Raw genomic sequence first — 22,236 nt, 5'->3', positions numbered from 1 at the left:
GTTACCGGGCAGCTTTGATCCTGAAACTGAATACGCTGCCCTGCCCCTCCACGCTTTCTGCCCAGATCGTGCCGCCGTGGGCTTCGATGATGCCGTGGGAAATGTACAGGCCCAGCCCGCTGCCTGTGGGGTTGCCCTCGCGCGACGTCCAGTAGCGCTCAAAGATGAAGGGCAATTGCGCCGCGCCGATCCCTGCGCCGTTGTCGCACACGCGAAACAGCACTTCATCGCCGGCCGCCTGGGCAATCACCTCAATCGTCCCGCCGACGTCGGTGAACTTCAAGGCATTGCCAAGCAGGTTGGAAAACACCTGGAACAGACGCTCCGAGTCGGCCTGGATCAACAACCCAGGCTGAGCATGCCACGTCAGGTTGACGCCTTTGGCCGCCGCCAGCGGATGCCACATCAACCCCAGCTGTTCCAGGCTCGCACTCACCTCCAGCGGTTGCAGGGTTACCCGGTAACGCCCGGCTTCTATGCGTGAAATGTCGATCAAGTCTTCCAGCAAGGTGTTCATGCGCGCCGTCGCGGTTTGCATGGTTTGAATGGCCGTGTTCAGCCGCAGGGTTGCGCGAGTATCGTCGACCGGCACCATTTTGCGCATCATGCCGCATTGCATCAGCAGGATGGTCAGCGGGCTGCGCAAGTCGTGGGAGACCACTGCGACCAGTTCGTCCCGCGCACGCACGGCGGCATGCTCGCGCTGCACCTGCCGGCCCAGGTCATGCTCAAGAGCGTGACGGCGCAAGGCCTCTACGGCTTGCAGCTCCGAGACAGACCACTGCAGCGCCTTGCCCTCGACCTGCTGTTTCCAGCGCTCGAATGACAGCCTCGGGCTCAACCCGGCCGTTTGCGCTTCGCGGTGTTTGACCGGTTCGCCGCTCCAGTGCACCGACGTCTGGACCTCGGGACGAAACCATATCACCGCGTTGTCCACCGGCTTGGGCAGGCGAAAGGCCAACAGGCCGCTGGCATAGGTTTGATAGGCAGCCGCTGGCGCAAACTGCGCAGACACCTGGTGAGTGGCCACCACGCCTTTGCCCTGCTGCTCGATCCAGGGGTACAACGCGCGTATCTGGGTTTCATTGGGGCAAACGCCAAAGCGATGCAGGCGCTTCTCCACCAGAATCGCCAAGCCGTCGGCGGCAGTCAGGTTCAACAGGGTTTGCGCATAGGGCAACAGGCTCTCCATAACGTCGCCCGTGTCCGCCGCCATGGCGGTGACCAGCGCGTCGATCATGCTGGCTTTTTCCTGTTGTTGGCGGCGCGCGTCCTGGTCTTGCAATGCGTTGATCTGCATCGACAATAACTGACCGATGCTGGTACACGCGGTGCGCAACTCATGGGGCACGCGCAGGGGTTCACGATGGCCGCAGGTGATCAGCCCCCAGAGCTGATCATCCTTGAGCAAAGAGATGCTCATCGACGAGCGCACGCCCATGTTTTTCAGATAATGACAGTGCACCGGCGAGACGCTGCGCAACACCGCAAAACTCAGGTCCAGCGCTTGACCCGTGTCGGGACGCAGGGCCGGCAGGATCGGCACCGGCGTGTACGTCGCGTCGGGGATCACCCGGATCCAGTTCAGGCGGTAGAGTTCGCGGGCTTGCGGCGGGATATCCGAAGCCGGAAAGCACAGCCCCAGATAAGGTTGCATGCCGTCGCTGAGGGATTCGCCGATGACTTTGCCGTGGCCTTCCTGCTCGAAGCGGTACAGGGTGACGCGGTCGTAGCCGGTCAAGGCACGAATCTCGGTGACGCAGGTTTGGTACAGCCCCTCGAGGGTCTTTGCCGACTGCAGGCGCCGCAGGGTGCGAGCCACGTGCAGCGTGGCGCAATGCCCGGGCATTACGGAGCGCTCCAGCTCCAGAAACAACAAGCCCTGGTGGCGGTGCAGCAACGCGTCAAACAGGCTGCCATTGAGCGTGACCTGATGCAGCTCGTCCTCATCTGCGTCCAGGTCGGCGAGCGCATGATGAACCCTGGCCAGCGCGTCATCGCCGATCAGGCTGCCCAACGCCTGCCCGGACAACGGGCCCGGCCCCAGGCCCAGCTCGGCATTCAGGTTGGCGCTGGCTTGCAGCACCACCAGCGCCGGCTCGCTCAAGGTCAACAGCAAGCCGTGGGGCTGGATTGTCCCGGGAATATGAATCGGCTCGCTCGCGCAATCATCCGGCGAGGGACTGGCGCTGATCGCAGACACTGGTTTCATGAGAGACGTCACGCCGGGGGGCGGAGGGAGTAACGGCGCAGAGGCAGGCGCCCACTGCGGAAGGTAATCGCGTCAACATAGCACCTTGATACAAATGTGTACGTTTTCGTTCAAGTCGGTGCGCAGAAGCGCTCGCGGTAAGCCTGGGGCGTGACCTCCAGCGCCCGCAGGAAACTGCGCCGCAGGGTTTCCTCGCAGCCAAAACCGCACTGCACGGCGATACGTTTGATCGACGCCGTGCTGTCGGCCAATTGCCGACGCGCGGTTTCAACGCGGATCAGCTCGACTGCGCGCGCCGGGGTCTGGCCGGTTTCGGCGCGGTAGTGCCGCACGAAGCTGCGTTCGCTCATGCCGGCCTGGGCGGCCAAGGTGGGAATATTCAGATCGAGGGTGAGGTTTTCGGCCATCCAGGCATGCAAATCGGCAAAGCGCCCGTCGCCCTTTTGCAGGGACAACGCCACGCTGTATTGCGCTTGCCCACCGGGCCGTTTAAGAAACACTACCAAGTGCCGCGCCGCTTCCAGGGCCACGGCGCGGCCCAGGTCTTCTTCCACCAGCGCCAGGCACAGATCGATGCCCGCCGTTACGCCAGCGGACGTCCATACCGAGCCTTGCTGGATGAAAATTGGATTGGCCTCAACCGTCAGCGACGGAAATTTGCGCGCCAGTTCCTCGCAGCGTGTCCAGTGGGTGGCCACGCGGCAACCATCGAGCAAACCGCTGGCGGCGAGCAGAAACGCGCCGGTGCACACCGAGGTCATGCGTCGAGTGTGCCGGGCTTTTTGCGTGACCCAATCGACCAGCGCGGCATCTTCGGCGGCGCCATACACGCCCCAGCCGCCAGCGATCACCAGCGTGTCGCACGGCGCATCGGCCGCAGGCAACGGCGCGGCCACCAAGGCCAGCCCCGCGGAGGTCATCACCGGTTCCGCCTGGGCGGCAATCACCGACACCGCGTAAGGCAACGGCTGGCCGCGCTGGCGCGCCAGGTCATTGGTGGTGGCGAACACCTGTAACGGCCCGGTCACGTCGAGCACTTGGGCGTTATTGAAGGCGAGTACGTGAATGGTCCGGGTCATGTTTGGCGTAATGTGTGGGCTCAATGGCGTATGCGCCAAAGCCTAGGCCTCTAGAGTGAGGCCGTCTACCCCTTTATCGGAGCTTCATCGATGACCTTGCAGATTGGCTTTGTGTTGTTCCCCGGTATCCAGCAATTGGACCTCACCGGCCCCTACGACGTGCTGGGTTCACTGCCGGATGTGCAACTGCATCTGGTGTGGAAAGACCTGGCACCGGTCACCTCCAGCACCGGCATGGTGTTTACGCCAACCATGACGTACGCCGACTGCCCGCGCCTGGACGTGATTTGCGTGCCCGGCGGTGCCGGCGTGGGTGCCTTGATGGAAGACCCGCACACCCTGGAGTTTCTCAAGGCCCAGGCACAGACCGCACGCTACGTGACCTCGGTGTGCACCGGTTCGCTGGTTCTAGGCGCGGCGGGTTTACTGCGCGGCCGCAGGGCCACCACGCACTGGGCCTATCACGACCTGCTCGCCCCACTCGGCGCCATTGCGGTGCAAGCGCGCGTGGTGCGTGACGGCAACCTGCTGACCGGCGGCGGAATTACGGCAGGAATCGACTTTGCCCTGACCCTGGCCGCCGAGCTCTACAGCGAGGCCGCGGCGCAACTGGTGCAGTTGCAGATCGAATACGCGCCCGCCCCGCCGTTCGATTCGGGCAGCCCGCAGACCGCGCCCGCGCACGTACTGGAAGAAGCCAGAAAGCGTACGGCCGAATCGCGTCGCGTGCGCGGCGAGATCGTGGCGCGGGCTGCAGCCCGGTTGGGTTGAGCTGCCCCGTCACGCTGGCCGAGACATCAGCGCCAGCCGCGCGGCCAGCAGCATGAGCACCGTCGCCAGGCCCCATTTCTGGAGCCTGGCGCTTTGTGCGCGGCCGGCAAAAAAACGGCTGAGCGCGCCGCCAAACATTCCCAGCAACGCGTGAAATACACCGGCAATCAGGGTCAGAACGCCGCCCAGCATCAGCAATTGCAGCGTGATGGAGCCGGTCTGCGGATTGACGAACTGAGGCAAAAACACCATGAAAAACAACAGTGCCTTAGGGTTGAGCAGGCTATTGAGCATCGCCTGCGCAAACACACGGCCCAGGCGCACGCGCTTCACCTGGGCAGCCTCCAGGCGCGGGCTTTTCTGCAAGGTCTTGAACACCAGCCACAGCAGGTAAATGACGCCGGCATAACGAATCACATCAAACGACGGCGGCCAACTGGCGACCAGCGCCGTGACACCGGTAGCGGTCAACGCGGTCAACAGCAGGTCCGCGACGCAGATCCCCAGGCTGGAGGCCACGCCACCGCGCCAGCCATAACTCACGCCATGGCTGATAACAAAGGCCATGTTCGGCCCTGGCGATAGCAGCAGCAACACCACCGCCCCTGAAAAAACCAACAAGGTTGAAAGATCGATCATGCTCAAGCCCTGCGCCGTAAAAGCCTGCAGGCTAATCGGCCGGCCGTGTGCGCACAAAGAATTGTGCTGGATACATTCTTTGCGCATGACGGCACCGGGCGATTGCTCGTGACCACAACCAGCGTCTAGAATGCGAAACATTATCAATTAAGACCGCTGCGCAGGATGCCCATGTCGAGCGACCCACCTCTGGACCCTGCCACCCTCGGCCAGCTCTACCAGGCTCATCACTCGTGGCTGCGCGGCTGGTTAAGCCGGCGCACCGGCTGCCGTGAACACGCTGCCGACCTGGCGCAGGAAACTTTCATGCGCCTGCTCATCGCGCGCAAACAGCAAACCTTGCAGCAGCCGCGCGCTTACCTGAGCAGCATCGCGCGCAGTCTGATGATCGACCAGTATCGGCGCCGCGAACTGGAACGCGCCTACCTTGAAAGCCTCGCGCACTTCCCGCAACTGCAAGTGCCGTCGGAGGAGACCCGGCTGCTGATCCTCGACAGCCTGGAGCGCATTGATCGCTTGCTCGACCAGCTCAAACCACGCGTACGCGAAGCCTTTTTACTCGCGCAACTGGATGGCCTGACATGTGCGCACATCGCCTTGCGCCTGGGCGTGTCCAAAGCCACTGTCGAGCGAGACCTGTCCAAGGCGCTGCACGCGTGCTACCGGTTGCGGTATGCCGAACGTTGACCCGCGCCTGCTCGACCAGGCTATCCAGTGGATGATACAGCTGCGTTTCAACGTCGCCGATGACGCCAGCACCGCCGCGTTCGAGCAGTGGTTGCAGACCAGCGCCGAGCATCAGCGGGTGTGGCAACGCGTAGCGAGCATGCATGATGAGTTTGCCCAGGTTCCCGCTCGCATCGGCCACCACGCCCTGGATGGCGCGCGCCGGCGCATCAGCCGGCGTGAAGGATTGAAAGTGTTGGGGCTGCTGGCCGGCGCCGCCGGGCTGACCTGGCTCGGTCGCGACTACACGCCCCTGCCCGCCTTGCTGGCCGACTACCGCACGGCCACTGGCGAACGGCGCTGGGTAACGTTGAGCGACGGCAGCCAGGTGCAGCTCAACAGCGCCAGCGCGATCGACACCGCCTTCACTACCGAGCGGCGCCAGGTGCAGTTGCTTCAGGGCGAGATCCGGGTCAATAGCAGTGCCGACAGCCGACCGTTGTGGGTGCAGACTCGCGATGGTTTTTTGCGCGCCCTCGACACGCGGTTTCTGCTGCGCGAAGCCTCTCAAGGTACTTTGCTCGATGTGCAGCAAGGCGCCGTGGCGGTGTATGTCGACAAGCATTCATCCAACGCCCGACACATCGTCAAGGCAGGTGAACACATACTGTTCGACCGCCACGGCATTCGCCCATCGATTGCCAACGGCCTGGATCCCTGGGCCTGGAGCGAAGGTGTGATCAGCGCCCACAACATGCGCCTGGACGACTTCCTCGCCGAACTGAACCGCTACCGCAAAGGGCTGGTGCGTTGCAGCGAAGCGGTGGCCAGCCTGCGCGTGTCGGGCACGTACCAACTGGACGACACCGATCAGGTGTTGAGCCTGGTGGCGCAATCATTGCCGGTGAGCATTCATTACCGCAGCCGCTACTGGGTCACCGTTACCCCTCGCGTGTAAGTGCTGAAAAATAAATGAGGTGAATGCTCATTGCCGCTCGACCTGTAAGGAAAGGCCGATCAACAGGCCGGTTCTGTCCACTTCCTTCAGGAGCATTCCGCGGTCATGCAAGCGTTTCCTTCCCAACGTTCTTCCCTCAAGCGCGCGGTGCAGGCCGCCGCGCTCGGCGCCTGCCTCAGCGGCGGCGGCCTGCCCTCGGCCGTGCTGGCCGACACAGCTGCCGTCGATAATCAGGTGCGCGATTGGCACATCGCGCCAGGCGCCCTGGCCAACGCGTTAGACCAGTTCGCCCGACAGGCCGGCATCAGCCTGTCGTACGACGCCACCAGCGTCGCCGGCAAGTCCAGCCAGGGCCTGACCGGCAACCTTGACCGCGAGCAAGCGTTGAACCAGCTGTTGCGCGGGCAACACCTGCAAGCCCAGCGTCAGGGTGCAAGCACCTGGCTGTTGCTGCCGCAAATGGCCGAATCCGGCGCGCTCAATTTGAGCGCCACCACCGTCACCGGCGCCCGTGCAGGGGCCACCACCGACGGCACCGGCGCCTACACCACCGGCGCGGTGACGATCGGCAAAGGTGAACACAGCTTGCGGGAAACCCCGCAATCGGTCAGCGTGATGACCCGACAATTGATGGACGATCAGAACGTCACCACCATCGATGACGTCATGGAGCGCACACCGGGCATCACCACCTATGAGTCACCCATGGGCGGCAAGTATTTCTACTCCCGGGGTTTCAAGATGCTCGGCCAGTACCAGTACGACGGCGTGCCTCTGGACATGGGCAAGGACTACGTACAGGCCGACAGTTTTACCGCCAACATGGCGATTTACGATCGGGTGGAAGTGCTCAAGGGTGCAGCCGGCATGCTCAAGGGCGCCGGCACCGCCAGCGGCGCAGTGAATTTTGTACGCAAGCGGCCCCAAGCCAAACCCACCACCAGCCTGTCGCTGTCTGCCGGCACCTGGGACAACTACCGCGCCGACCTCGACACCGGCGGCGCGCTGAACGACAGCGGCACCGTGCGCGGCCGCGCGGCCGTCAGCCAGCAAACGCGCGGGTCGTATATGGATATCGCCAAGCGCCAGGACCAGGCGGCCTACGCGGCACTGGATTTCGACCTCGACGCCGACACCACCCTGGGCGTCGGCGCCAGCTATGAAGACGTTGATGCATCGCCCTGCTGGGGCGGCTTGCCGCGCTACAGCGACGGCAAAAGCGCCAAGCTCAGCCGCTCCACCTGCCTGGGCCAATCCTGGAACGACTGGCAAAGCCAGCGCGCCACGTTCTTCGCCGACCTCACCCACCACTTCAGCGATGACTGGAAACTCAACGTGGCGGCCGTGCACAGCCGCAACCTGCAAGACATCAAATACGCCGCCAGCGAAGGCACCATCGCCTATGGCAACCCGGCACCGACGGCCAACTCCTACGCGGCCTTGATGGATTACGACCACCGGGACTTCGGCGTCGACGCCTACCTGGACGGCAAGTTCGAAGCCTTCGGCCTCGAACACGAACTGATCATCGGCGCCAACGGCAGCCGGGGCACCCAGGATGATGTGTATGCAATCCAGAACCTGCCGACGCGCGTGAACATCTACCAGCCTGATCACCACCTGCCGGAACCCGCCAACGATACCTTCTGGCCCAACATGTACCGCGGCGGCACGGTCAAGGAAACCGCCACCCAATACGGCACCTACGCCACGTTGCGCCTGCGCCTGGCCGAACCGTTGCTGTTTATCGTCGGCAGCCGTGTGAGCTGGTATGAGAACCGCCGCCAGTCCAACAACCTGGCCTGGGGCGAATGGGCCGTGCAGGATGCGCGCACCCGGGAAACCGGCGAAGTCACACCGTTTGCCGCACTGATTTATGACCTCGACGAAAACCTCTCGGTGTACGCCAGCTACGCCGATATCTTCCAGCCACAAAGCTCCTACGCCACGGTCGACGGCGCCGCACTCAAGCCGCAGATCGGTGACAACTACGAGCTGGGGATCAAGGGCGAATGGTTCGAGGGGCGCCTCAACAGCTCCCTTGCGCTGTTTCGCGCGGTGCAGAAAAACACGGCTGAAACCGATTACCTCAGCGTCTGCCCGACGTCCTCCGACGGCTATTGCTACAGCGACACCGGCAAGACCCGCGCCCAGGGTGTAGAAGCCGAAGTCAGCGGTGAATTGCTCGAGCGCTTGCAGGTGTTTGGCGGCTACACCTATACCCAGACCAAGACCCTGAAGAACATCGACAGCGCCGTGGAAGGTGGCGTGTCCAACAGCTACGTGCCGCGGCATATGCTGCGCATGTGGGGTGACTACCAACTGGATGGCGCGCTGTCGAAATGGAGCGTGGGCACCGGCGTCAACGCCCAGAGCAGCAACTATCGCGTGCAGGGCATCAAGCTCGAACAGGCCGGTTACGCGGTGTGGAATGCGCGACTGGCGTATCGCTTGGACGACACCTGGACCGTGGCGCTCAACGGCAACAATGTTTTCGACAAACACTATTATCAAACCGTGGGCACCGCCGCCTGGGGCAACTTTTATGGCGAACCGCGCAATTTTACCGTGAGTGTGAAAGGCAACTTCTAATCCCGCGATGTCCCCGGTGGCAGGGCATTTAGTGCGCCCTGCCACCGCCTCCTTGTCCCCTTTTCCTACCTCTATTCGAAAAAGGTTTGCCCATCTGGCAGGAAAATTCTCACATTTGTTCCTACACTCAAAATCACATCCCTTCACCGCGTGTTCGAACAAGGAAAGTCAATAAAATGCCACGAAAAATCCAACTTAAAGCGTCTAGCACGCAACCTCCGCACCACAGTCAACAAATTGACTAAGCAACTGAAAAGGAACACTCCTTAAGCCACTACCCCGCAAGTTTCCTTCATTTGGATGGCTTCACTTGGATGAAGAAATAGTTGCGTTTTACCCAGAGTAGCCGTCGTTCGACTTGCCTCCTTCGCGCAGCCTGCTGCGGACGGACCAACAGGCGAACAGTAAGTCTGGAGTGCAATGAGGGATGTTTTTATGCGAGAAAAGTCGTCAGTCGATAGCCTGTTTCTGACCCGCGCTGGTTTTGTTGAATTCTTTGTTGTTTTCGTCAAGTTGATCCATGGCCTGACTGCCATCTTGCCGCCATTGGTGTTGGTGTTGTTCCTCGACCCACTGGCTCCCGAGCTGCGTTCCCACTTCCTCGGTCTGCTGCTGTTTTTTGCGATCATGACCATCATTCTGTTCCAGGCTTTGGGTATCTATTCCGAAGAGCTGTTCAGCAATCGACTGCGCCTGAGAGCCAAGATAGTCGCCTGGTCGGCGGCGTTCTGCATCTTGCTGTTCATGTACCAGATCCTGCAGTTCTTCCCGCAATTGACGCCACGCAACCTGGTGGCGTGGTACTTCGCCAGCCTGGGGCTGTTCTGCATTGAACGCCTGGTGATGCTGCGCCTTTACCGCAACCTGATGCGCAAGGGCAAATACCTGCAGCGCACAGTGATCTTGGGCTTCACCGACACCGCCGTGCACGTCGCCGATCACCTGCAACGCAATGGCGATATCCGTTCCGGCCTGATCGGTTTTATCGACGACCGCACCGAGCGCATCCCCAAGGAATTGAGCAGCCTGCCCTTGCTGGGCAACACCCGCGACCTGGAAAAACTGATCCGCGCCGAGCAGGTCAACCAAGTGATGATCTGCCTGCCCTGGGCTGCCGAGCAGCGTATCCACGGGCTGGTCAATCGCCTGCGCCAGATGTCGGTGAACGTCATGCTGGTGCCGGACATGGCCGCGCTGCGCTACGGCCACAGCCGCATCACGGACGTGGGCGGCATCCTGATGTTCAACACCTCGCAGTTGCCATTGCGCGGTTGGTCGCCGGTGATCAAGCGCTGTGAAGATTTGCTGCTGGCGAGCATGGCCCTGGTGGCGCTGTCACCGGTGATGCTGGCGACGGCGATTGCGATCAAGCTCGACTCCAAAGGGCCGGTGCTGTTTCGCCAGAACCGTTATGGCTACAACGACAACGAGATTCGCGTGTTCAAGTTCCGCTCGATGTTCACCGACCAGAGCGACTTCACCGCCGAACAACAGACCACTCGCAAGGACCCGCGCATCACGCGCGTGGGCCGCATCATTCGCAAGACCAGCATCGACGAACTGCCGCAGTTGTTCAACGTGCTGCTGGGCAACATGTCGATGGTGGGCCCGCGCCCACACGCCACCGCGACCAAGGCTGCCGGCATTCCGTTTGAGGTGGCGGTGAGCGAGTACAGTTCGCGGCATCGGGTCAAGCCGGGCATCACCGGGTGGGCGCAGATCAACGGCTACCGGGGTGAAACCGACACCCTGTACAAGATCCAGAAACGTGTCGAGTACGACCTGGAGTACATCTCCAAGTGGTCGGTGTGGTTTGACTTGTACATCGTCTTCATGACGGTCCCAGCCGTCCTCTCCACCAAGGAAGTCTATTGATGAATACCCTCAACGGATTAATCCCCTGCATTATTTCCGGTGGTTCGGGCACGCGGCTGTGGCCGGTGTCGCGCCAGAACATGCCCAAACCTTTCATGCGCATGCGTGACGGTCAGAGCCTGCTGCAAAAAACCTTTCAGCGCGCCGCCAAACTGCCCGGCGTGGAAAGCGTGCTGACGGTGACCAACCGCGACCTGCTGTTTCGCACCCTGGATGACTACCGCGTGGTCAACAAGGCCCATTTGCCTCTGGACCTTCTGCTGGAGCCGTTCGGGCGCAATACAGCGGCGGCCATTGCGGTGGCGGCGCTGCATGTGCAGGAACATTTCGGTGATGAGGCGCAACTGTTGGTGATGCCCGCCGACCATCTGATCCTCAATGAAGTCGCGTTTGCCGAGGCCGTCACCCAGGCCCGCGACCTGGCCGAAGCCGGTTATCTGGTGACCTTCGGCATCCAGCCCGACCATCCGGAAACCGGCTTTGGCTACATCGAAAAAGGCGACGCGCTGGGCACCGGCAACCGGGTCAAACGCTTTGTCGAAAAGCCCGACCTGGCCACCGCCCAAGCCTACCTCGACGGCGGCAAACACCTGTGGAACGCCGGCATGTTCTGCTTCAAGGCCAGCACCCTGGTGGAGGAGCTCGCCGCCCATGCCCCCGACGTGCTGACGGCGGCCAAAGCCGCACTGGACCACAGCCAGAGCCTGCAAAACAAAACCTCGCGCCAGCGCGAACTGGACTCGGACGCCTTCGGCAGCGCCCCGGACATTTCCATCGACGTGGCCCTGATGGAAAAGTCCCAAAAGGTCGCCGTGGTGCCCTGCGACATCGGCTGGAGCGACATCGGTTCCTGGGAAGCGCTGCGCCAGCTCACGCCCAGCGACGCCCACGGCAACCAGGTCAATGGCGAAGCGATTTTGCATGACGTGCACAACTGCTACATCGACTCGCCCAAGCGCGTGCTCGGCGCCGTTGGCGTACACGACCTGATCATCGTCGACACCCCGGATGCGCTGCTGATCGCTGACGCCAACCGCAGCCAGGATGTGCGTTACATCGTCGCCGAACTCAAGCGCCAGAATCATCCGGCGTACAGCCTGCACCGCACCGTCACCCGGCCGTGGGGCACCTACACGGTGCTGGAGGAAAGCAGCCGCTTCAAGATCAAGCGCATCGTGGTCAAACCCCAGGCGTCACTGTCGTTGCAGATGCACCACCACCGCAGCGAACACTGGGTGGTGGTCAGCGGCGCGGCGCAGATCACCAATGGCGAGCGCGAATTCCTGATCAACGCCAACGAGTCCACATACATTCCGGCCGGGCACAAACACCGTCTGAACAACCCCGGCATCATCGACCTGGTGATGATCGAGGTGCAGAGCGGCGAGTACCTGGGCGAAGACGACATCGTGCGCTTTGACGACATCTACGGGCGTGCCCCCGCAGAAGTGAAAAAGTGACATGCGCACCTCGTTGATCATCCCGACCCGCAACGCGTCCAGTCACCTGGCGCGGCTGCTGCCTGCGCTGAAAATGCAGACGCTGCAACCGGACGAAATGCTGGTGGTCGACAGTGCCTCCAGCGATGACACCGTGGCGCGCTTTCGCGAGTTCGGTGCCCGGGTCGAGGTGATCGACGCCCGCGACTTCAACCACGGCGGCACGCGGCGCTGGGCCAGTGAACAGGTGAGCGGCGAGGCGCTGATCGTGATGACCCAGGACGCGATTCCCGCAGACCCGGAGACCTTCGCCAACTTGCTCGATGAGCTGCAGCAAGACCCGCTCAACGGCGTGGCCTACGGCCGCCAATTGCCGCACCCCGGCGCCGGCGTGCTGGGCGCGCAGTCGCGGCACTTCAACTACCCGCAACACAGCCGCAGCAAGCGCCTGGCCGATGCACCGCAGCTGGGGATCAAGACCTGCTTCAGCTCCGACTCGTTTTGCGTGTACCGGCGCAGCGCCCTGCAGGCGGTCGGCGGTTTTCCCGCCGATGTGATCGGCAGCGAAGACGCCTACGTCGCTGCGCGCATGCTGCTTGAAGGCTACACGGTGCGCTACGCCGCCACGGCGCGGGTGTACCACTCCCACGATTACCGACTCATGGATGAGTTTCACCGCTACTTCGACATTGGCGTGTTCTACGGTCGCGAGCCATGGATTCGCCAGGCGTTTGGCGATGCCGGCGGTGAAGGTAAACGCTATGTACTGGCTGAGCTCGCGGCATTGCGCGCAGCCGGTGCATTGCACCGCGTACCCGAAGTACTGGTGCGCAGCGCGTTCAAGTTGCTCGGCTATCGGCTGGGCCAACAGGAACGCCGGCTCCCCCTCGCCCTCAAGCGGCGCATCAGCATGTTCCCCGGTTATTGGAGGTGAGCAGCATGACTAACAGGAAGTCCGCCCTTATGAAAAAAACCGTGCTCCTCCTGGCCATGATGGCCTTGGCCGCCTGCAATACGCCGGCACGCATTGTCCCGCCGGATGACAAGACCGTTGAGGACGGCAAGCGCGCCCTCGACCAGCTGGCGCAGCTGCCGCCGGCCGTGGAACGCATCCGCATCGGCGATCAGTTGCGGATCGTGCGCGATGCCGGCGAGATGCCGACGCTGTCGGCGTTCAACGTCAGCACCATCTATGAGCTGACGCTGTACACGGTGCAGACCGACGGCAAGATCAACTACCCGTTCCTGGGGCCGATTCAGGTCGCCGGGCGTCAGCCATCGGAACTGGCTGCGGAGCTGAGCAACAAGCTCGCACCGGTGTACCGCGAGCCGCGGGTGACAGTGAACATCAACCAGGCGCCGGGCAATTCGGTGATCGTCGGCGGCGCGGTGAATAACCCGACCGCGGTGCAACTCGGCACCGCCAACACCCTGGAGCAAGCGATTGTCGGCGCCGGCGGGGTCAACCCTTCGGGCAATGCCAGCATGGTCGCGCTGCTGCGCGAAGATGCCCAGGGCGCCTACCACGCCTACTTCCTGGACTTCAGCCAATACCTCAAGCCCGGCCCGAACGGGCGTAAACCGGTGCACCTGCAACGCGGGGATGTGGTGTTCGTGCCCAAATCCAACGTCGGCGAGCGCATCCAAGGGGTGGATACCTACTTGAACCAACTGATCCCGTTCACCAAGTCCATTGGGGTTGGCTACAACTACACCAAAACCAGCGGCGGCAATAACTGAAGGAGCGACATCCCATGATCGAGATCCGTTCTTTTCGTGATCTTCTGCGCCTGTTTTTCATCTTCCGGCATGAGTTCAAACTGGCAGCCATCGCGGCGCTGGTGATCATCTTGCTGGGGGCCTTTTTGCTGCCGGCCAAGTACGAATCCACCGCGCGCCTGTTGGTCAAGCCGGGGCGCGATTCGACCTTGCCCATCGAGATCAGCAACCGTCAGGCGCTGGTCATGCCCAGCACCCAGCGTGACCCGATTGTCGATGAAGAGCGCTTGCTGACCGGTCGCCCGATCGTGCGCACGGTGGCCGAGCACTACCTGGAAGTCATCGCCAACGCGCCGCCGCCGGAAGGCTTCTGGAAGCGCAGCAAGTATTACGTCAAGGAAGGCGTGGGCGCGGTGTTCGACGGTATTCGCGTGGTGCTGGAAACTGTCGGCATCCTCGAAAAAACCACGCCGGTGGAACGCCTGGCAGCGAGCCTGGAGAAAAACTTCGAGGTCAGCCACGCCGTGGGCTCCACGGTGATGGACATCAGCTTTACCTGGGGCGACCCGCAAATCGCCCAGCAAGTGGTGAAAGATTGGGTCGACACGTACATCACCGAACGCACCCAGGCCCTGGGGCGCAAGAGCCTCTACGCCTTCTATGAAGGTCAGGTGAACACCAGCGCCACCGAGATCAAGAGCTATAAGGAGCAAATCCTCAAGCATTTGAACGAAATCGGCGCGGCAAGCATCACCGATCGCCTGGAAGACTTGTCTGAGCGCATCAACGTGTTGCGCGGCGAGACCTTCAACACCACGCGCCTGATTGCGTCTTCCGACAGCGCCATCCAGAGCACCCGCGACCAGCTCAAGGGGCAGCCCAAGGAAGTCACCACGGTGCGCCAGATCGCACTGAACCCGCAGCAGCAGGATTTGCGTCGCCTGCTTAACCAGAAGCTGCTGGAAAAGGCCGACATGATGCGCACCTACACCGACAACGCGCCGCCCGTCAAAGCCCTGGACGCGTCGATTCGGGCGATGCAGGCCCAGGTTGCGAATGAAAGCAACACGGTGCAGGCCTCGGAAAACCGCGCACCGAACACCTTGGAAATTCACTTGCAGCGGGTGCTGCTGGACGAGTCGAGCAACAACCTGGCCCTGCGCACTCAGCTTGTGCAACAGCAGAAACAACTGGTGAACCTCGAAGCCCAGCGCAAGCAGGCCCTGGAGATTGAACCGGAGCTGGCGCGTCTTTCGCGCGAGCTGAGCGCCACCGAGCGCAATTACGCGCTGTATGTGGACAACCTGGAAAAATCGCGCATTGACCGTGAGCTGGACAACAGCCAGATCAGCAACATTGCGGTGATCGAAGAAGCCACCCTCAACCCCGGCCGCATCTTCCCGAAAACCCTGCTGATGCTGCTGTTGGCGATCCCGTTTGCCATCGTCGTCGGTTTGCTGGTGATCTACCTGTGCTACCTGCTGGACCAGCGCATTCACGATGGCGGGCTGGTGGAACGCAAGTTTGGCCTGCCCCTGTGGACGACCTTGCCGGAACTGGACACCAGCACCGCGCAGAGCACCAACGCGTTCAATGCGAGCATTTACCGCCTGTACGGCTTGCTGCAATTGGACCGCGTGGCCGAGCAAGGCCTGACACTGGGATTGACCTCGGCGCGCCACGGCGAAGGGGTGACCTTTGTGGTGGAGCAACTGCGCCACTTGCTGCAGGAGAACGGCATTTCGGTGCGGGTGGGCGGCGTCGAACCGGCCGCTCCGGGCGAAGTGGTGCTGCTGGATGCGTCTGCGCTGCTGGACAACCGCGATGCCTTTATCAACCTGCGCCGCGCCGACCTGATTGCCCTGGTGGTGGAAGCGCAGAAAAGCACAGTGCCGGTGGTGGAGCACGCGCTGTCGATCCTCAACACCGCGTTTGGCAAGGTGGACGGCATCATCATCAACCGGCGCAAATTCGAAGTGCCGGCCAGGGTGCTTAAAACCATCGCCAAATACCGGGGGGCGTTCTGATGCACATCGCCCTGCTCGCCCCTTTGCCGCCGGAGAAAAACGGGATCGCCGACTACGCGAACCACTTCAAGACGGCCCTGGAGCAGCTGGGCGTGACGGTGGCGACACCGTTGAGCGGCGTGGAAGGCAACAGCGAAGCCATCCGGCAGGCCATCGCCGCCTTCGACTGGCGCAGTGTGGACCTGGTCCACGCCGAACTGGGCGGCGGCCGGCTGGGGGAGTTCCTGGCCCTGCGCGAGCTGCGCAAGGCTTACCCCGAATTGCCGCTGACGGCGACGGTGCATGACCCTGAACGTATCGTCTGGCGACGCGAGCAGTTGCCTTTTCCGCTGAACCTGCTGGAACGTTTGCCCAGCCCATTGCCGCAAGCGGCGGTGGTGCTGGCCGACCCGCTGACCTTGCGTGAAGAACGCCATGTCGCCCAAGGCCTGACGCGGCTGATTACCCTCACGCGCCTGGGCGCCGATTGCCTGAGCCAGCGCATGCAACTGCCGGCCGGCAAAGTGGCGGTGATCAACCACGCCAACCTGGCTATCGCTCCCGCGCCGTTACCGGCGCTGGACACCCTGCACCTGCTGTACTTCGGTTTTATCTACCGTGGCAAAGGCATTGAAGACCTGCTGCAAGCGCTGGCGGACGTCTTCAAGCAAGCCCCCGAATTGCGTGACCGTGTGCGCCTGACCCTGGCCGGTGGCACTGCCGCCGAAATGGCGTTTGGCGCGGGCGGCAACTACCTTGAGCAGCTCAACAGCCAGATCGCCGAACTCGGCCTGGCGGGCGCCATCGACTGGCGGCTGAACTTGCCGGCCAGCGAGATTGCACAGACGATCCAGGCGCACCACGTGATGGTGCTGCCGTATCGCGAATCAAAAAAACTCGGCCTGCTGGGGCGCCAGCGCGGCACCAGCGGCGCGCTGTCCTGGGCCGCTGCGTGCGGCCGCGGGGCGATCACCTCGGATGCGCGCGCGTTTGCCGAAGAAGTCGCCAGCGGCAACGGCGCGATCTATCCCCAGGGCGATGTGGCGGCGTTGAGCCAACAATTGCTGCGCCTGGCGCGCACGCCGTCGCTGGCCCGCGACTGGGCCGAACGTGCCGGTGAAATTGGCCGCGAACGCCTGTGGCCGTTGACCGCGCAGAAGTTCAAGCACCTTTTTGAGCAGGCGATTGCGGGAGCCCCTTATGCCGCGTAAACGGACCTACCTTGCGACCCTTGCGGTCATTGCCGCACTGGGTCTGACGGCCTTCCTGTGGGGCCGCCAGGCCGACGCCGAAAACCATGTGCTCAAGGGCAACAAGGTAGTGGTGTGGAAGGATTTTCTGGGCGTGAACGCGCAGTTCCTGTGGTTCAGCCCGACGCTGTATCAACAGCAGATCGACCGCCTCAAAGCACTGGGCCTGGAATGGGTACGCCTGGATTTGCACTGGGACCAGCTGGAGCCGGTCGAGGGCCAGTATCAGGTCGCAACCCTGGATCAACTGGTCGGCAATCTGCAGGCCAATCAGCTCAAGTCGGTGTTCTACCTCGTCGGTTCGGCGCCCTTCGCGACCACCGCGCCAGCCGGTGCGCCCTATCAGGACCAGTACCCGCCCAAAGATCCGAACGTGTTCGCCAACCGCATGGCGCTGTTGTCGCAACGCTACCCCAGTGTCAACGCGTGGCAGGTGTGGAACGAGCCTAATTTGCTCGGTTTCTGGCGCCCGGTGGCCGACCCCGCGGGCTACGCCGCCTTGCTGACAGCCACCGCATCCGCTTTGCGTGCGGTGGACGCGAACAAACCGGTGGTAGCTGCCGGCATGGCGTTTTTCAGCGAAATGCCCAACGGCCAGACCATGCTTGACGCCCTCGGCGCCCTGGGGGTGGCCAGCCTGAACACAGTGATTTCCTACCATCCCTATACGCAATTGCCCGAGGGCAACGATCCGTCCAACCTGGACTTCATCGCCAAAACCACCGCGCTCAACCAGGCGCTGCGCAATAGCGGCGTGCAAACGCTGTGGAGCACCGAGTGGGGCTGGTCAACCTACCCCGGGCCAAAAGACGCCCAGGACCTGATCACCTTGCAGGGCCAGGCTGATTATGTGGTACGCCGGGTAGCACTGATGAGCGCGATGGATTACGACCGGATCTTTCTGTTCACCTTGAGCGACCTCGACCAGCGTGCCAGTGTGCGTGACCAGTTCTACGGCCTGCTCGACATCGACGCCAACCCCAAGCCGGTCTATACCGCCTTGAAAAACTTCCTCGATGTGAGCGGGCCGCAGCTCACGCCCGGCGATCCGCCCGCCGCCGATCAATTGCCCGACGGCTTGTTCAGCATTGGCTGGACCCGCGCCGACGGCCACAAACTGTGGTTCTTCTGGTCGGCCGAAGGCGGCAACGCACACTTGCCTGGCCTCACCAGCGCCACCCTGTACGACCCGCTGCGCGGGACGCAAACCCCGGTAAGCGGCACCAATGGGCTGACCGTCCCGGTCAAGTCGAACCTGCAAATTCTGTTATGGGATTGAAGCCCACCATGCGCATTTTATGGATCCTGCCCTACTCGCCCTGGCCCGCCACCAGCGGCGGCAAGACGCGCCAGTTCCATCTGCTGCGCAGCCTGGCCGCGCGTGGGCATCGAATCACCTTGCTGCTGCACGATAAAAACCCGGTGTCGCTGACCGATCGCCAAGTGCTGGAGGCCTTCCTCGAGCAGGTGATCGTGCTGCCGCGCCGCCCACTGCGCAGCGTCAAAACCCTGGTGGCCGGCCTGTTTGCACCGTACCCGCTGCTGGCCAGCGTCAACGGTCTGTCGGGCGCGCTGCAGGACACATTCAATCAGTTGCTCAAAGAGCATTGGGATGTGGTGCAGATCGAGCACACCTACACGTTCCAACCTTATGAAGATGCCCTGGCGCGCCAATCACAGCCGTTCGTGCTGACCGAACATAACGTTGAATCGGCGCTGGGCGCGGCCACTTACGACCGCCTGCCGCGCTGGGCGCTGCCATTTATTCGCTACGACCAATGGCGCTACAGCCGGTGGGAACACCGCGTGATGCGCCAGGCCGCGCAGGTGGTGGCGGTGACCGACAGCGACGCGCAGGTGCTGGCCAGGATCGCCGGCAAACCGGTGCCGGTGGTGGTCAACGGTGTGGACTGCGATCACTTCGCCGCCGCCCGGCCCGACCCCTCGACGCGCCGCGTGCTGTTTCTGGGCAACTATGAATACGCGCCCAACGTGGACGCCATCGAGTGGGCCCTGGATGAAATCCTGCCCAAGGTCTGGGCGCGCTGCCCGGATGCGCGCATGAGCGTGTGCGGGTTTGGCATGCCCGGCAGTTGGCGTGAGCGTTGGAAGGACCCGCGTATCGAGTGGCAAGGGTTTGTACCGAACCTGTTGAACCTGCAATCAAGTTGTTCGGTGTTTCTGGCGCCGTTGCGCCACGGCGGCGGTTCCAAGCTCAAGGTGCTCGAAGCCCTGGCTGCCGGGTTGCCCTTGGCGAGTACCGAACAAGGCGTGTCGGGCCTGGACCTGATTGAAGGCCTGGATTACCTCGGTGGGCAAACCGCCGACAGCCTGGCGGACGCTGTGGTACGCCTGCTGCAGTTTCCCGACGCCGCCGCGCCCATGGGCGAAGCGGGCCGCGCCTATGTACGCCGCGCGCATGACTGGAGCGTGGCCGCCAGCCAGCTGGAACAGGTGTACGCGACCCTCGCGCCGCTCAATCAAAAGGAGCCCGCATGCGTATAGGCCTGGATTACCGCACCGTCGGCACCTCGCCGCAATCGGGGATCAGCCGCCAGGTGTACGCCCTGGAAAATGCCCTGCGCACGCTGCCGGGTGTGGAACTGGCGCGGTTTACCGTGGCACCGCTGGGCGATGAAACCCGCTTGCAGGCGCACTGCCCGGCCTGGGGCTGCGCGAAAACCGCGATGCACCAGCCACACAATCGTCTGCGCTTTGAGGCCGGTTTTTTGCCGGCAGCCTTGCGCGAGCAGCAGATCGACCTGTACATCAGCACGTTCAATATGGGCCTGCCGTTGCCGCCCAAGCCCAAAGGTTTGCGCACCGTCGTGCTGCTGCATGACCTGTTCCAGATCACGTTGAACAACTATCACGCCAACCGCCTCAAAGCGCTGATCTACAAGACCAGCGATCGGCTTTCGATTGCGTACGCGGTGCACAGCGCCGACCGCGTGTGGACGCCGTCACAGTACAGCGCCGATGAAACCGCGCGGCTGTTTCCCAAGGCGGCGGGCAAGATTCGGGTGCTGCCCAATCAAGTCGACAGTTTTGTCGAGCTGGCGGCAGACCTGACGGCGCGTAACCTGCCCGAGCATTACTGGCTGCTGGTGGGCACGCGTGAGTTGCGCAAGAACGTGCCGTTTCTGGTCGACGCCTGGCAGCAGGCCCGCAGCCTGTCACCCGCCGTGCCGGCGTTGGTGCTGGTGGGCAGCCTTGAGCATTTGCCCGAAACCCAGCGCAACCTGCCGGGCATTCGCGCCCTGAGCGGCGTCTCGGATGCCGAGCTGCACGCGCTGTACCGCCAGGCCTCGCGCCTGTGGCAGCCGTCGTATGCGGAAGGTTTTGGTCTACCCGTCATCGAAGCCCTGAGCGTCGGCACCCCAGTGGCCGTGGCCAGCGGCACCTCGCTGGATGAAATCACCCCGCCGTCTGCACCTCGCTTCTCGCCCACCGACGGCCCGGCGCTGGTGCAATTGATGCTGGCGCTGGCGGCTCGCGCGGCTGAAGAATCACCCGAACAACGCCGGCAATGGGCGCAACGCTTCAACCATCAGGCCTATCGCCGGCGCCTGGCTGAACTGATCGAGGAATTGAAATGAGACTCTCCCTGGCAAGCCTCGTCGCGATCCTGTTCGGCCTGTTGTTCGGCGCGCTGGCCCTGATGCTCTCACCGGCCAAGGCGTTTCTCGCCGTGATCGGCCTGGCCGCGGCGGTGACCATCCTGCGCTTCCCGTTCTGGGGCTTGCTGCTGTTCGCCGGCGTCGCGACCTTCATGCCGTACTCGACCGTCAACCTGGGCATTCGCAGCACGGTGAGCGAGGCGATCCTGGCGCTGACCTGGGGCGCGGTGCTGTGGCACAGCTTTCTGTCGCGCGTGCCCGACACGCCGAGCCTGTCACGTCGCCCCACCGACCAGATGCTGCTGTGGCTGATGCTGTTCAGTGTGTTCCCGTTTATCGTCGGGCAGGTCACGATCCACGCCGACACCAGCGGCGTGGCCAACTGGTTGCGCTGGTTGCTGAGCCTGTCGGCGGTGTACCTCTGCGCCAAGTTGCTGACCGACTACAAACACCGCGAATCACTGGTGATCGCCTTGCTGCTGGGCACGCTGGCGATGCTGGTGTTGTCGATTGCGGTGTTTGTGCGCACCCGGTCGGGGGCGGGGATTGCGCCGATCCTGGCGCTGTTCAACTACGGCAACTTCGACATGTTGAAATTCGGCCTGGAGGCGATGTCATCGCGCATGGGCTCGCCGTGGATGCACCCGAATGCCATCGGCGGGATCATGGCGTTGCTGCTGCCGTTGGCGTTCTGCTACGGCATGACCGAACAAGGCTGGAAGCGTGGACTGGGCCTGGGCGTGGCGTGCCTGGGCGCCGCCGCATTGCTGTTGGCCAGTAGCCGTGGCGCGATGGTCAGCCTGGCGCTGGTGCTGATCTGGATGGCGACGCGGCGTGTGCCCTACACCGGCAGGCTGTTGATGATCGGTGCGGCGCTGACGGTCGCGCTGGTGATGGCCTATCCGCCGTTGCAGGACCGCCTGGCGACGATTTTTTCGTCGGACAACGCCAGTACCGAAATACGTTTCGACGAATACCGCATGTTCCCGCAGGCGGTGGCTTCGTACCCGTTCGGCATCGGCTTCAAGGTCGACCCGCCAGTGCCAGGCACGCATTTGCTGGGCATCTCCAACCTGTGGCTGAATTTCATCTACAAGACCGGCATTGTCGGCATGCTGTTGTTTGTCGCCGTGACCGTGCGCTGGTGGCGTGAAGCACGCCCGCAGAAAGGCCCGATTCGTCTGACCAAAGACAACGCGCTGTGGCTGGGCAGCACTGCCGGGATTCTGTCGGCGCTGGTCAGCGGGTTGTTTGACCACTACTTCAGCTTTGCCGTGGTGATGGTGGCGCTGTTCTGGCTGATGGTTGGCCTCAATGTACTGGAGGCACGCCGGCTGTTCCCGGCGCGTCTGCCGCAGGTCAAGACAGTGACTTACCGCAAGCCGGCCCTTGACGGCGCGCGGCTTTAAT

The 22,236-nt window shown here is 62.8% G+C and carries 17 protein-coding genes; 14 read left to right on the top strand and 3 right to left on the bottom strand.

Annotated elements, in window-relative coordinates; translation table 11 throughout:
• Window position 1: 1 nt before the first annotated feature.
• Window positions 2-2,212: an ATP-binding protein gene (locus tag AACU78_RS04625; RefSeq protein ID WP_106580049.1), complete on the bottom strand. Its 2,211-nt coding sequence runs from the start codon at window positions 2,210-2,212 to the stop codon at window positions 2-4.
• 110 nt (window positions 2,213-2,322) lie between these two features.
• Entirely contained in the window at window positions 2,323-3,291 is a 969-nt protein-coding gene (locus AACU78_RS04620) for a GlxA family transcriptional regulator (protein ID WP_106580048.1), read from the bottom strand.
• A gap of 90 nt (window positions 3,292-3,381) precedes the next feature.
• Here AACU78_RS04620 and inhA point away from each other — a divergent pair, with 90 nt between their 5' ends.
• On the top strand, window positions 3,382-4,062 hold the full coding sequence (gene inhA, locus AACU78_RS04615) for an isonitrile hydratase (RefSeq protein ID WP_106580047.1): 681 nt from the start codon (window positions 3,382-3,384) through the stop codon (window positions 4,060-4,062).
• 9 nt (window positions 4,063-4,071) lie between these two features.
• Here inhA and AACU78_RS04610 read toward each other — a convergent pair whose 3' ends face one another.
• Window positions 4,072-4,701: a LysE family translocator gene (locus tag AACU78_RS04610; RefSeq protein ID WP_106580109.1), complete on the bottom strand. Its 630-nt coding sequence runs from the start codon at window positions 4,699-4,701 to the stop codon at window positions 4,072-4,074.
• Window positions 4,702-4,872: 171 nt separating this feature from the next.
• On the opposite strand from AACU78_RS04610, the gene AACU78_RS04605 reads away from it, so the two are divergent.
• The 13 genes from AACU78_RS04605 to AACU78_RS04545 all read left to right on the top strand — a co-directional run bounded on the left by AACU78_RS04605 (window position 4,873) and on the right by AACU78_RS04545 (window position 22,235).
• Window positions 4,873-5,388, top strand: a complete 516-nt coding sequence (locus AACU78_RS04605; RefSeq protein WP_106580046.1) for a sigma-70 family RNA polymerase sigma factor — start codon at window positions 4,873-4,875, stop codon at window positions 5,386-5,388.
• A complete protein-coding gene (locus AACU78_RS04600; RefSeq protein WP_106580045.1) occupies window positions 5,375-6,325 on the top strand; it encodes a FecR domain-containing protein in 951 nt (316 codons plus the stop codon). The genes AACU78_RS04605 and AACU78_RS04600 overlap by 14 nt, the downstream gene beginning before the upstream one ends.
• A gap of 105 nt (window positions 6,326-6,430) precedes the next feature.
• Window positions 6,431-8,917, top strand: a complete 2,487-nt coding sequence (locus AACU78_RS04595) for a TonB-dependent siderophore receptor (RefSeq protein ID WP_106580044.1) — start codon at window positions 6,431-6,433, stop codon at window positions 8,915-8,917.
• 435 nt (window positions 8,918-9,352) lie between these two features.
• Window positions 9,353-10,792 carry an undecaprenyl-phosphate glucose phosphotransferase gene (locus AACU78_RS04590; protein ID WP_106580043.1) on the top strand — a complete coding sequence of 480 codons (1,440 nt, stop codon included), beginning with the start codon at window positions 9,353-9,355 and terminating at the stop codon, window positions 10,790-10,792.
• On the top strand, window positions 10,792-12,252 hold the full coding sequence (locus AACU78_RS04585) for a mannose-1-phosphate guanylyltransferase/mannose-6-phosphate isomerase (RefSeq protein ID WP_106580042.1): 1,461 nt from the start codon (window positions 10,792-10,794) through the stop codon (window positions 12,250-12,252). Before AACU78_RS04590 ends, AACU78_RS04585 begins: the two co-directional genes overlap by 1 nt.
• 1 nt (window position 12,253) lies before the next feature.
• The gene (locus tag AACU78_RS04580) at window positions 12,254-13,165 is read left to right on the top strand and encodes a glycosyltransferase family 2 protein (RefSeq protein WP_106580041.1); all 912 of its coding nucleotides are present in this window, start codon (window positions 12,254-12,256) and stop codon (window positions 13,163-13,165) included.
• A gap of 29 nt (window positions 13,166-13,194) precedes the next feature.
• Window positions 13,195-13,971: a polysaccharide biosynthesis/export family protein gene (locus AACU78_RS04575; RefSeq protein ID WP_106580040.1), complete on the top strand. Its 777-nt coding sequence runs from the start codon at window positions 13,195-13,197 to the stop codon at window positions 13,969-13,971.
• A 14-nt stretch (window positions 13,972-13,985) separates the two neighbouring features.
• Window positions 13,986-15,977, top strand: coding sequence for a GumC family protein (locus AACU78_RS04570; protein ID WP_106580039.1), 1,992 nt, complete (start codon window positions 13,986-13,988; stop codon window positions 15,975-15,977).
• Window positions 15,977-17,167: a glycosyltransferase gene (locus AACU78_RS04565; protein WP_106580038.1), complete on the top strand. Its 1,191-nt coding sequence runs from the start codon at window positions 15,977-15,979 to the stop codon at window positions 17,165-17,167. The genes AACU78_RS04570 and AACU78_RS04565 overlap by 1 nt, the downstream gene beginning before the upstream one ends.
• Window positions 17,157-18,485 carry a cellulase family glycosylhydrolase gene (locus AACU78_RS04560; protein WP_106580037.1) on the top strand — a complete coding sequence of 443 codons (1,329 nt, stop codon included), beginning with the start codon at window positions 17,157-17,159 and terminating at the stop codon, window positions 18,483-18,485. The genes AACU78_RS04565 and AACU78_RS04560 overlap by 11 nt, the downstream gene beginning before the upstream one ends.
• An 8-nt stretch (window positions 18,486-18,493) precedes the next feature.
• Window positions 18,494-19,711 carry a glycosyltransferase family 4 protein gene (locus tag AACU78_RS04555; protein WP_106580036.1) on the top strand — a complete coding sequence of 406 codons (1,218 nt, stop codon included), beginning with the start codon at window positions 18,494-18,496 and terminating at the stop codon, window positions 19,709-19,711.
• Complete coding sequence (locus AACU78_RS04550; protein WP_106580035.1) at window positions 19,702-20,805, top strand: glycosyltransferase family 4 protein; 1,104 nt, start codon at window positions 19,702-19,704, stop codon at window positions 20,803-20,805. Before AACU78_RS04555 ends, AACU78_RS04550 begins: the two co-directional genes overlap by 10 nt.
• Window positions 20,802-22,235 (top strand): O-antigen ligase family protein, encoded by a 1,434-nt coding sequence (locus tag AACU78_RS04545; protein WP_106580034.1) that lies wholly within the window; start codon window positions 20,802-20,804, stop codon window positions 22,233-22,235. Before AACU78_RS04550 ends, AACU78_RS04545 begins: the two co-directional genes overlap by 4 nt.
• Window position 22,236: the final 1 nt, after the last annotated feature.

The sequence above is a fragment of the Pseudomonas sp. R9.37 genome, from assembly GCF_963878885.1.
Lineage (GTDB): Bacteria > Pseudomonadota > Gammaproteobacteria > Pseudomonadales > Pseudomonadaceae > Aquipseudomonas.
Note: the sequence above shows the minus strand (reverse complement) of the source record. Positions and strands in the feature narration are given on the sequence as shown.